Source organism: Candidatus Accumulibacter contiguus, from assembly GCF_012940005.1.
Classification (GTDB): domain Bacteria; phylum Pseudomonadota; class Gammaproteobacteria; order Burkholderiales; family Rhodocyclaceae; genus Accumulibacter; species Accumulibacter contiguus.
On the sequence record NZ_SPMX01000027.1, the window covers coordinates 1 to 12,345 of the forward strand.

Annotated in this window: 4 protein-coding genes, 2 pseudogenes and 1 riboswitch; of the genes and pseudogenes, 2 read left to right on the forward strand and 4 right to left on the reverse strand. The window is 57.1% G+C overall.

From position 1 onward, the window contains the following. The 4 genes and pseudogenes from E4Q08_RS26365 to E4Q08_RS11125 all read right to left on the reverse strand — a co-directional run. Positions 1–293, reverse strand: a pseudogene (locus E4Q08_RS26365) (ISAzo13 family transposase); the annotation flags it as partial. 36 nt (positions 294–329) lie between these two features. Beyond that, a complete protein-coding gene (locus E4Q08_RS11115) occupies positions 330–551 on the reverse strand; it encodes a hypothetical protein (protein ID WP_169070441.1) in 222 nt (73 codons plus the stop codon). A gap of 138 nt (positions 552–689) precedes the next feature. Further along, the gene (locus E4Q08_RS11120) at positions 690–5,639 is read right to left on the reverse strand and encodes a clostripain-related cysteine peptidase (RefSeq protein ID WP_169070442.1); all 4,950 of its coding nucleotides are present in this window, start codon (positions 5,637–5,639) and stop codon (positions 690–692) included. A gap of 188 nt (positions 5,640–5,827) precedes the next feature. Next, positions 5,828–10,546: a pre-peptidase C-terminal domain-containing protein gene (locus E4Q08_RS11125; protein ID WP_169070443.1), complete on the reverse strand. Its 4,719-nt coding sequence runs from the start codon at positions 10,544–10,546 to the stop codon at positions 5,828–5,830. A gap of 29 nt (positions 10,547–10,575) precedes the next feature. After that, positions 10,576–10,662: riboswitch (cyclic di-GMP riboswitch) on the reverse strand. A 440-nt stretch (positions 10,663–11,102) separates the two neighbouring features. Between E4Q08_RS11125 and E4Q08_RS26370 the strand changes: the two are divergent. After that, positions 11,103–11,504: pseudogene (locus tag E4Q08_RS26370) on the forward strand (ISNCY family transposase); the annotation flags it as partial. A gap of 166 nt (positions 11,505–11,670) precedes the next feature. After that, positions 11,671–11,862, forward strand: coding sequence for a hypothetical protein (locus tag E4Q08_RS26375; protein ID WP_408612939.1), 192 nt, complete (start codon positions 11,671–11,673; stop codon positions 11,860–11,862). The last annotated feature ends 483 nt before the right edge of the window (positions 11,863–12,345 follow it).

The window sequence follows — 12,345 nt, forward strand, 5'->3', positions numbered from 1 at the left end:
TTCCAGCGCCGAGAGCAATGTCGGCTCGTGCTCGATCAGCTTCTTGCGTCCACCCCCTGCTTTTCGGACGTGTCTACGAGAACCCGCCGGGTCGTCCTTGGGCATGACCGCATTTTTCCGAATACAGCGTCATTCGCGATAGCCCCGTGGCTTTAGCGACGATGCTTTGTCCGCCGTAACCGAGCGCCTCGGCTTCCGCCAACGCCCACACACGACCGCCCCCGCTCATCCAAAACCGTGGACACGCGCTCGAACTTCTTACGGATCGTTTCAACTAGCTCGTCATTACTCATGACGAGATCGTCGCCTACTCGTATAAGTTGTACAAGTTATTTCTGGACAGATACTAAGTTGCTGCTGTAGATCTCGAACAACTCGCTCGCCACTGTGACCGCTTCAACACGTTCTGTAGTGGCTTCTGGTAACCAATCGCCACCGACGATGCGTGTGGCGCTGAAATCGGCGGAGGCAGGGACATTGTGGGTTGCGCTGGCGAGCGGAATCTCCCTATCCCGAACGCTGCGATCGACCGAGAGGATTTGGCGCGGCATGATCTTTTTCCTTGTTTCAGAGGAACTGTAGGCAATTTCGGGCTGTGGGGCAGCATGCCACGGCTTTTCTGGCTCTGAAGTTGAGCCTTGCTCAGAGTTCTCAGCGTCACCAGTGGACTGTACGAATCACGGTTTCTCCTACATCATTTCCACCACAATCTGGGAAAGCAATGCATCAGAGATGCCCGTCAGGGTCACTCCCCCTGCGATGCCGGAGGCGGGGTCGAAATAGATCGAGGTATTGTTACCGAATGGATCCGCGGCGACAGACACGCCTGGCAGCACCTTGAACTCGGCCTCACTATAGACCGTATGATTGGTCGTATTGACGAACACCAGCTTGTCCTTGACGACGTCGAAGCCGTGGATGGTCACTTCGCCATCTCCTGCTTTGGTGATTCGACCGCCCACGATCTGGAAGTCGTAGCGGAATTCTTCCGCCGCTGCGCTCGCCGTCACCGTGCCGGAGCTGAGGTCGACCACTGTGAAGGCGGAGACGCTGCTACTCGGGACGATGAAGTTGGGGGTGCCGCTGACCGGAGCGGCACCGGCTGCCGGAAGGGTCACTCCCAGGGTGTTTGCAAACTCGGCATAGGTCTGACTGGTGGCCGTGTCGCCGGCGGGCGCGTTGGCGCCGAGCTGGAAGTGGAACTTCGACGCACCCAGGATCTGCACCTTGGCGCCGGTGGAGAGCGTCAATTGCGCGGCGTCGTGGTAGAAGCTGCTGGCGGTGAGGGTCATGCCGTCGACCCATTGGATGACGTTCGCGCCTTCGGTGTCGGTGATCTTGGCGGTAACGGCACCGGCCAAGGTCATCGGGCTGATCACGTAGGTATCGTTGCCACCGCCACCCAGATAGTTGTCGCCCGCCGAGGGAATGAAGAAGTCGTTGCCGAGCGTGCCGGGGACCGTGAAGGTACTTCCGGCAACGGCCGGGGTGAGCGTTGGAGCCTGCGTGAAACCGCTGGGAACGACGTAGCCCGCGGTGCCGGGAACCGGGGTCGAGCCGGGAGGTACGGAAGCACCCAGGGTAGCGGCGAACTGGGAATAGGTCTGGGTGGTGGCGGTGTCACCGGCGGGTGCGTTGGCGCCGACCTGATAGCGGAACGTCGAGGCGCCGAGGACCTGGACGATGGCCCCACTGGCGAGCGTCAGTTGCGCCGCATTGCCGTAGAAGCTGCTGGCGCTGATCGTCATGCCGTCGACGAGCTGGATGATATTGTTGCCTTCCGTGTCGGTGATCTTGGCGGTGACGGCACCAGACAGCGTATGGGGGCTGATGACGTAGGTGTCGTTGCCGCCACCGCCCAGATAGTTGTTGCCGGCGGATGGAAGGAAGAAGTCGTTGCCCAAGGTGCCGGGGACGGTGTATGAGATGGGAGGCGGCGAGGGTATGGTACCGGTGCTGGTGTCCCTTATCCGGATGGAAGCCGTGGCGGATGTGCCGCTGATCGAGGCGGTCAGCGTCTCGTCGCCTTCCGTCTGGGCGTCATTGGCGAGTGGTACCGTAATGGTCGCCGTATTGTTGTTCACTGTGACATTGCCAGCTAGCGCACCACCTATCAGGTCGGCCGCGGTGATGCCCGTGCCGGACAGGACATACGGCAAAACTGTACCGTTCGAGACACCCGTGGTGGCGAGCGTGAACATTGCACTCGATCCTTCATCGTAACTTGCGGCATTGGCAGCCAAGATATAGGTTGAGGTTGCAGTGTTTTCCGCAGGAGCAAAGTCCAATGTGTAGCCAGCGGCGGAAGCCGTACTCTGCTGGCTGAGTTTCAGGAAGTACTTGTCTCCTGGATCGCCTGGATAGTGGATTTCGAGAGACGTACTGCCGGTCACGGAATCGAGCAGGCTCCCGGCTGTTCCGTCGTCGTGTACCGCGAATAACTCAACGGTGACCACCTGACTACCGGGAATTTCAATGTGCACGGTGCCCGGTTGAGCCTCCTGAGTTTTCGGCGCTTCGAACTGGAACCAGTCGGGATTGGCGGGATCCACCCGTAGGCCGGCAAACCAGGCGTCCGCCGCGATCACGCCCAGGTCATGCGCCTTGCCAACGCTCTTGTTGCCATTGAGCCAGTCTTTGCCGTTGGCGACGGTTCCGGGAGCGTTCACATTGAGAGAATACTGCGAGACGCCGCCAGACCCCGTGCTCTCGATCTTGACCAGATATTCGCGCGCCGCTTGCCCGCTCAGACTGACCGTTTCATGGCCAGTGCCGGTATTCGAAGTCGGAAGGGCGGTATAGGCGGTGGTGGTCTGGTCGTAGTAGTAGAGCGAAAGCTTGAGTTTCTGCCCGTCCGCCGGATCATAGTTTACCGTCACGCCATCGCCCGTCACCGCGGCCTGCTCAATGGTGAAACGGAACCAGTCCACATCGGCAGCACTGTCGAGGCTCAGCCCGGTGAACGAATGACCATCGCCGATCAATCCATGCAGGTTGTAAGCGCGTGCGGCGACGTCGTTGGATTCCGCCCAATCTCCCTGGAAGCCGGTGCTACGGCTGGTGGGGCGGGTGAGGAAGGCATTGAGGAAGTTGCCCCAATCCGTCGCCGCCAGAAAAGCCTGGTTCTCGACCGGATAACTGGCATTCACCGTGCCGCTGCCCGGCAAATAGATGGACAGGCCCTGCGTCTGGCGATGATCGGCCGTCTGATCGATCACCACGGCCTGCAGGGAATCATAAGCTGCGCCAGCGACATCCTTGAGACTGCTGACGCTGCCGGCGACGTTTTGCAGGAACTGGCCGAGATCGCAATAAGACGGATCCTGGAAGTGCGTGGAAGCGGCGCGTGCCTGATAAATGGCGTTCCAGTTGGCCGAGTCGGTCAGCGCGACAGCGCCATCGCAAAAGGCTTTCAGCCTGCCGACAAAGCTGTCGAACTTCCCGGCATCGAGAGCGGCGAGGGTATCCTCGGGTCGGCCCTGGTTTTGTTGCTGGAAGCTGTCGACCAGACCAGCGGCCAGGGTCGACGCTGACGCCTGCGAGTCGATGCCCAGCGTCGAAAACGCCTGCGTATAGTCAAACCCGTTCCCATTCACCACCTCTTCCGAGGCAACAAGCACATCGGTGTGACTGCGCAGCGCGTATCCGACTTCCACGTTCGCCATCAGACAGGCATCGAAAGCAATCAGGTCCACGTTGTGGATGCCTGAGGCTTCAAGAGTGCTCAGTGCAGAGGCGAGTTCCGAGGTATACAGGCGAGTCGCCGACTGCGCATCTTCGTTGCCTTCGTTATCGAGATTGAAGCCACCAATGGAACCGCCGCCATGATCCCACATCACCAGCGCGTAATGGCTGGCCGGGGCGGCTGTTGCGCCCCATTGGACGAAGTCCACCAGCGTCGAGGGATTGCCAGTGTCCTTCTCGCCGATACGTTCGAAGGGCGTCGCTATGGTGTCGTCGCGGCTATCGGCGAGAATGACCGCCCGACCGGTGTCGCCCCAGGCCGCGCTGCCGCCGGTGGCGTAGGTCTCGCCCAGCGAGCTTTGATCCCAGAGGACAGCGAAATTGACCTTCCCCGGCAGCCCAGCCGTGGCCTTTTCCATCTCGTTGATGTCCGCGAAGGAGAATGGCTCCAGAGTGCTGGCGGTGACGTACACCAGGACGGTCCAGTCGTTTTGCGGTTTTGCGGTCTCGCCGCTGGTCGGTGCATCGAGATGCAGTTGGTAGGCGTTGGCGGTAGCCGTGTTTGCCCCTTTGACTTCGGCGTAGTACGTGCCGACGGCCAGTCCGTCGAGCGAAAGCGATTCGTTGCCACCAACGCCGGTGGCCATGGCCTTGGGTATGTGGTTCTGGTCGTACAGTTGCAGTTGCAGATCGCCTCGGCCCGCTTCGAACTGGATGCCGAGGCTGCTACCGGCAGTGCCCCTGGTGGTGGTGGTGAATTTGAAGTAGTCGTGGTCGGCAGCGTGGATGGTGGCGTTGATGGTGGTGACACCACTGGTGAGATCAAGGTTGAAAGCGGTTTCGAAACCGTTGTTCGGTTCCAGGCTGTCCGGAGAAAGCGAGGTGTCCGGCGCGATGATCGACAAGGTGTACTGCGGGTTGACGGCACCGTTATAACCCGAGACTTCAATCTTGTACGGGCCTGCAGCCAGGTCTTTGAGGCTGATTTCCTCGAAATTTTCAGTACCTCTGGATTCCCCTCGCACGACGGTCCCGTTCTGATCGTAGAGAACCATATCCAGATCGCCGGAAGCATTGTCGAAGTCGATCCGGACCCTGTCACCTTCATGGCCAACACCCCTGGTATTGAAGCTGAACCAGTCTCGATCGCTAGTGGTATCGATAGACAGGCCGGTCAGAACCCGTCCACCTTCAACATCGCGCAGGTCATAGGCCGTGGCGGCGGTATCGTTGCCTGCGCTGCCTTCTGCCCAATCACCAGCCGCGTCGCCCTGGGGCGGCGCGCTGAGTTCCAGGCTGTAGTTGGGGTTGGTCGCGCCTTCGACGCCGGTGACCCGAACGTAATAGCTCCCCTTCGCGAGACCCGCCAGGCTGACCTGCTCGCTGTCGCCGTTGCCGTCGGCGAGTTCGATCAGGTGTCTTTGGTATTGGGCTTCGGTGGTATTGGTGGTCGGATCGAAAGCTTCGAAAAGTTCCAGTTTCAGACTACCTTGGGTGTGATCGAGACGGATACCGACGAACTGCCCGTCAGCGCCGTCGCGGCTGAGTTCGAACTTGAACCAGTCCTGGTCGCCAGGCGCATCTATTGAAAGGTTCGGCATGGCCAAACTGGCTGTCTCCGCGCGCCCCAGATTTCCCAAACCTCCATAGGCCATCGGGTTGACACTGCCTAGAATATAGTTCCCGTTGCCACCATAGTAAGTCGGGGTGAAGCTACCCTGCGAATAATTCCCAGAACCACCGTAATTCAATGGACTGGGCAGGGAGGTATTCCAATAAGAAGAAGTTGGTAAGAAGAAGTTACTTGGACGTCCATAATTACTATAGTAAGTCGGGGTGAAGCTACCCTGCGAATAATTCCCAGAACCACCGTAATTCGATGGGCTGGGCAGGGAGGTATTCCAGTAGGATGAACTCGGCGAGAGGAAAGAACTAGATGTGTTGCCAAAGCTCAAATTGCTACCATTATAACTTGGACGTGCTGTTCCGCCATGGTAAAAAAAAATCGTTTCCAAAGTTACTAAGGTTTTGTCCCTGGTCTAATAAAGACCAAGTACGGCTAAAATCAAAATCCGACGAAGCATTCTGACCAAACTGTTGCGAAATAATCGAGGTGGGAACATTTGCCTGATGATAAGCCTGATTATATGAGTATTGGGCGCTCAGATTTAAAGCAGGAATAGTAGACAAAATGCCAGTCCATCCAGGAGGGTATGTATAGGGGGGGGGAGGAGCGCGTCTGCGAGCTCGCCACGCTCATATCTGTGGCATTCCGCAAATCGTAGGCGTCGATTGGGCGATTGTTGTCTTCTGCAGCATCGGATGTCGGCGCCGACGTGCCAGTCACGGCCAGGTTATATTCCGGATTCGTCGCCCCGTCGTTTCCCGTAACCTTGGCGAAATAAGTCCCCTTGGCTTTCCCCGCCAGGGAAATCTCCTCGAAGTTTTCCGACGTCGTCGAACTGGCCAAACGGCTGCCGCTGGCGTCGTAGAGTTCCAGGCTGAGATCGCCTTCCCATTTGTCGAAGTCGATGCGGACCTTGTCGCCGGCCGTGGCATCCTTGTCGAGGGTGAACTTGAACCAATCCTGGTCGCCGGCCGGACTGATCGACAATCCCCCCACCTGCAAGGTGCCGGAAACCGAGCGAAGGTCGTAGGCTTTTTGCCGGGTGTCGTTGCCGTCGTTGCCCTCGGCGAAATCTGGCTTCAGCGTCTGCGGAGTGTCGAAATCCAGGGAATAGCTCGGACTTGTGGTGCTGCCGGTGGCTCCGTAAATCTTGACGAAGTATTGGTATTCGTCGGTGGGCCGGTTTTCCAGGGAAATGGCTTCCCGGTCGCTGTCGGACAACGATTCTCCCAACTTCTCGCCGTTCTTGTCGAACAGTTGAAGCTGCAAATCGCCCTGCGTGTGATCGAATTGAATGCTCACCGAATGACCGGGGCCGCCCATTCCGACGGTGGAGAAACTGAACCAGTCCACATCGCCGGCGTGATCCAAGGAAAGCCCGGAAAAGGCTTGAGTCCCCTCGACGGTCTGCAAGGCTTTGGCTGCCGCCCGCGTATCGTTGCCTTCGGCCCAGTCCGCGGGATTGTTGTCCGGGGCGTTGATCGAAAGCTGATAACTCGGATTGGCCGCGCCATGGTAACCCGCCACCTTGACCAGATAGCTTCCCGCGGGCAACGATGCGCCGCTGGCATCGGCCAGCTTGATCTGCTCGACGTTGTCGGTGGTTTCCGCCTTGCCCAACAGTGTCGCGCCGCTCGAGTCGTAGAGATACAAATCCAGGTCACCCTGAGTCTGGTCGAACTGAATCCGCACGAAGTCACTGGCATCCGTTTTCAGCGTGGTGAACCTGAACCAGTCCACGTCGGAGGCTTGATGCAAAGAGAGCGGGGCCCAAGTCTGCAAACCCTCCACATTGCGGAGGTTATAGGCGCTTGCAACGGTATTGTTGCCCGAGGTTCCTTCGGCCCAATCACCCTGGGTGTCCTTGGGCGGGTCGATGAACAGGGTGTAGTCGGGGTTGGCAGCTTCCTGGTAACCGTAGACCTTGAGATAATAATCCCCGGCTGTCTTGCCGTTGAGGGAGATGCTCTCCAGGCCGGTGACGCCAGTGGAACTGTCCAGCAAGGTCGTCCTGTCGGCAGCATAGAGGGCGATATCCAGGTCTCCCTGGCCGTGATTGAAACTGATGCCGACCGCGTCGCCGGATTCGCCGGTTGCACCGATATGGAACTTGAACCAATCCACATCGGACGCCTGAATGGACAGGTTGCCCTGACTGTAAGGACTGCTGACGTCGCCCAGGTCCTTGGCATGCACTGCGTCGTTGTTGCCTTCCGCCCAGTCACCGCCAGTCTGGGTGAACGGCGCCTGAACCGACAGTGCATAGGCGGAGTTGGTCGCCCCGTTGTAGCCCTTGACTTCCAGATAGTAGGTCGCGGCCTTCAGGTCCTTCAGGTCAATGGCGTGCAGATTGGCGACGCCTTCCGATTTTCCGATGAGTTGGTTGGAGGCGTCATAGAGATATAAATCGAGATCGCCCGCCGTGTGATCCAGACTGATTTGCGCAAAATCGCCGCTGCGTCCAGCCGTCGCCAGAGTGAACTTGAACCAATCGACATCGGTTTGGCTATTGATCGACAGCGGGCGCGCCGCATCGATGCCGAGTTGAACCAGGTCGGAACCGGGATGGGTCAGCGAGTTCAGTTCGGTCGCCTGTGTGCGATTGTTGTTGGGTTCTGCCCAATCCTGGCTGTTGGCTACAGGGGCAGCGATAGTGAGCGAATAAGCGGGGTTTTTCGCATTGTTGTAACCGTAAACCTGAATCTTGTAATCGCCTGGGTTTAGCCCATCGAGAGAAATCTGTTCGTGGTCACCGACGCCAGATGAAGTACGTCCGGAGATGGTATTCCCAGCGCTGTTGCATAGCTTCAGATCCAGATCGCCGAGCGCATGCGAGAAATCAATCCGGACAAAATCGTTGTTGGTGCCCTTGCCCGGCAGGCTGAACTTGAACCAGTCGGCGTCGTCGATCGACAGATTATTCCAGGTCTGCTGCGCCGTCGCACGGGTGAGCGTTTTCGCGTCGTCTTGGCGGTCGTTGTCCTCATAGGAGTCATTGCCGGGAGCATTGATGGCCAGGGTGTAATCGGGATTGGTCGCGCCCTGATACCCCGCCACATGGATGTAATAAGTGCCTTGAGTCAAACCGTTCAGATCGATTCTTTCCATATCCCGGAAACCGGTCGACTGGAGCACAGGAGTTGTTCCGCTTTCCCGATAAAGCTTCAGGTCCAGATCACCCTTGGTGGTATCAAATGTGGCGGCAACATAATTCCCGTAACTTCCGGTGCCGTTCAATTGAAACTTGAACCAGTCCTGATCGCCCGAAGTGATGGATAGCTTTTCCCATGCATAAAACCCCGCACTCTGAAGCCAGCCGTACTGAGGAGCGCCAAGATTTGTTGCAGTGGCACGGGTATTATTGCTGGCGACGCTATCGAAAGAGTCGGTTCTAATGTTGCTATTGGTACCAGGCGCATTGATCGTCAGGCTGTAATCGCTGGTGCTCTGATTATACCCATACACCTTCAAATAATAATAGGTTCCAGCGGTCAGCCCGGACAGCGCAATGGCTTCCACACCTTCGATTCCGATTGAATAATCGATCAACTGGTTTGCGGAATTATACAGTTCGATATCCAGATCTTCCTGCAAACCGTCGAAATCAATCTGGAGATAATTCTGGTTTGACCCTTGTCCGGAAAGCTGGAATTTGAACCAGTCGACATCAGAAGCACGATCGATAGACAAATCGGTTTCTTGCCGGAATCCACTGACCTCCCCCAAATTTGTGGCCGTATTCCGGGTGTTATTGCTCGCGGTGGCATCATAGTGATCAGGTGTGGGTGCTTGTGGCAGGTAGAAAAGCAGATCGTAGGATGAGGTGACGTTCCCTTCATAACTTCCGGCTCGCAAATAGTACGTTCCCGGCTGCAGTCCGGCCAAGGGAATTGCATTCCAGTCGTATCCTGTGGCGTCCCAGTAGGTCGTATAAATGATATTCCCGGAGCTGTCTTCGAGTTCGAGATCGATATCGCCGGTACCGGTGACAAGGCTCAGGATAATGTCAGTATTCGTCGCGACGCGGGTGGTCGTAAGTTTGAAGACGTCGACATCGCCAGTGGTGGAGCCCGGCCGGTCGATGGATAGATCGGAAAAATAGTAGCCAATGCCAGGCAGCGATACCCCTCTGTTAACGGGCGTCGCAGTCGGACGTGTATCGTTGCCTTCGAAGTGGTCCTTGGGAATTTGCGGCGCATTGATTTCGAGTGTGTAGTAGGCATTGCTCCAACCCAGGTAATCGCCGGAATAGTAATCAAATACCGTTGCTGTGTAGGTGCCGGCCGGAACATCTGCCAGCGATATAGTCTCCAGGTTCCCATTGGTCGGATCATCGTCGTAATCCGCTTCGATAAAAACACCATATTGATCGTACAAGCGAAGCACCAGATCGACGTAGGTGGAACTCGACGAGACGCGGACATAGTCGCCGGATCCACCAGTAAGGACGGTGGAGAAGTCCCAATTGTCGCTGGGGTCGCCATAGTATATGAAGTCGGTCAGATAGCCATAACCCTGCCTGGAACCCAGATTGGAGGTCGATTGTTCGAGAAGCACGGATTGGCTATCGAGCAAGAGTGCAACCCTGTCGTCTTCGGCCCGCATTCGTTCCAAGTCGGAAGCAGTCAGCACCTGGTTTCGGACGAGAGCCGAAAAAAACTCCCCTTCGTCGCCCGGTGAATCGGCAGCATTCAGGCGCACGTCCAGCGCGTGCCCCAATTCCTCAAGCAGGACAGATGTGATCGCTTCGGGCTTATCGGCGTTTTCAGAGAGAAATTCTCTCGCCAGATAAATCGTGTCGGTTGCCGCCGCATAAGCGCCTTGGGCGCGATTGATTTCCACTTCTGGGCAGATTTCCAGCCTTGGCCAGGAGATGAAATCCGGCTCGGCGAAGCCCTGAACAAGCATTCTTGCCCGCAAGGGGTCGACGCCGTTTCCGAAAACCTGGTGGATATCGTTTTCGAAATCGGGATTGAGCAGGAATTGGCGGAGGGTGCTCTGAGCCAGGGTCAGGTAAACTCCTAGGTCCGTCGCTTGGCTGTTTGCTGTTGGCCGGCGCCCGGCAGCGCTGCCGGCTACGGGGTCGCCGCCAGGTGCCTCGACGATCGGGCTGGCCAGACCATCACCGTGAATGTCGTCGTCGACAATGACACCGCTCAAGTCACCGGCGCTATCGCCGTTGATAACGAAGCCGCCGGTCGCGGCGGCGGTACTCGAGAGTTTGATGGCAGGCATGACGCAGATCCAAAGTTCGTTGATTGGGCTGAGGAAACCCAGCCACCCTCCCGGACTTCAGGTTAGGGTCTGAAGCTTTGCGTCTGGAGCTTACACTCCATTTGCCTTGATCTCACCAAAAATGTACCATCGCTATCAGGGTCTTCTGTTGACCTGGATCAGCAATTCTCATTTTTTGGCTGAATTCCCGGCGGCTACGCCGGAACGGGTGGAGAACGTAACCGTGACACTGTTGGCGAATTCTTGACCATCCTTCAGGCGGCCAGAGCGGGTGCCTTGAGGGAGGTGAACCGCGAGCATCGGGTGGGTGCCACTGGAACCCCATTCCACCAGTCGGTAGTTAGTGTTTGGTGGAAAACCAGAAAACACACGCTTTATCAGTATGTTACAATACGCGATGACGAGCGAAGATGGCAATGCCAGAGCAATATACTTTTGGGTTGAATTCGTAGATGTCTGATTATTAGCTGATATTCTGGTGGTGATTGCTGTGGAAGGCGACTTTCCTCCACCGCTTGGGGTTTTGTGGGACGAACTTCAGTCGAAGGAAAGAGCGATGCGGGAAGTCATGAAGCGGCAAGCGAGTTTGGGCGAGTTTCCGATCGAAGCCATCGTGCTCGATCCCAAATCGCGGGACGACATCCCGAAACTGCTCGTCGGGCTGCAGCACATTTATACGCATCGCGAACTGCGAGACGAAGTCTTTGCGATCCTCGAGGAAGTGCTTCCCTGCCATGCTGATGGCAAGCTGGCCAGCAGTGCACTGGGGCGACCCGGCATGGAGCAGTGGAAGATCCTGGTGCTGGGCGTCGTGCGTCTCGGGCTTGACGCGGACTACGACCGGTTACAGGAACTCGCCAATCAGCACAAGACGTTGCGCCAAATGTTGGGGCATGCCGACTGGTACGATCCGCACAGGTACGAATTACAGACCCTGAAAGACAACCTGCGACTGTTTGCGGGTCGTGAGCTTCGACAAGGGCTTTCACAGTCCGTCGAATCGATCGTGTCTCGAAGCGCGACTGGACTTGGTCGCCCTCCCCAAAAAAGGCCGCCACTCGGCCGCTGATGATGCGAGGGAAACGGCACCGGAATTTGTCCAGGCGCGGCATAAGCATTCCGCGGTGGAATCCGCGATCAATGGCCTGGAGCATTTCGGGCTCGATCTGTGCCCGGATCACGGAATCGTCGGCTTCAAACGCTACGTGGCGCTGGCTGTCCTGGCGCGCCACATCCATCGCCTGGGGGGTGTGGTTCGCGAGCAGACTGCCCGTACAAAAGCCCTGGTGCCCGAGCCGCAAACCCGAGCCGCCTGACACCGCTGACGAGGGTCAAACGAACGATGCGGCGCTCCGCTCGACCATCGATAATGCCATATGCATCCTTTTGGCGGTCAAGCTCGATTCGCGCGCAAAGTCGAACGCGATCAATGATATCTCGCGGCGCTCAGCCACGTTCCGGAGGCGCGAGACCCCCACTTTTTTGCCAAAACGGGGATTTTCTGCCAGGCACTAATTAGTGTCTGAACGGAAATTCCAAGAGCCTTGCCGCGCAAGGCTTTGAGTGGGTTTTTCAGAAACGAATATTTTATGCACTAGAGATATTTGGGGTTAAACGGCTCAAACTTTGTCATATTTATGCATATGAACTTCAAATGCCAAAATCTTCGTTTTGTAAAGTAGCACCTAAGCATTTGTAGTAAAGGCGTTTTTTAGACTTTTCGTTCAGACACTAATTAAGAAACGGACCCTCACTGCGGGTTCTGACACGGGATATGCCTCCGTCAGTGTCTGCTAGTC

What these genes read in the sequence shown, in the direction of transcription:
- E4Q08_RS11115 (WP_169070441.1), bottom strand. Translation starts at nt 551, where the DNA reads ATGCCGCGCCAAATCCTCTCGGTCGATCGCAGCGTTCGGGATAGGGAG.
- E4Q08_RS11125 (WP_169070443.1), bottom strand. Translation starts at nt 10,546, where the DNA reads ATGCCTGCCATCAAACTCTCGAGTACCGCCGCCGCGACCGGCGGCTTC.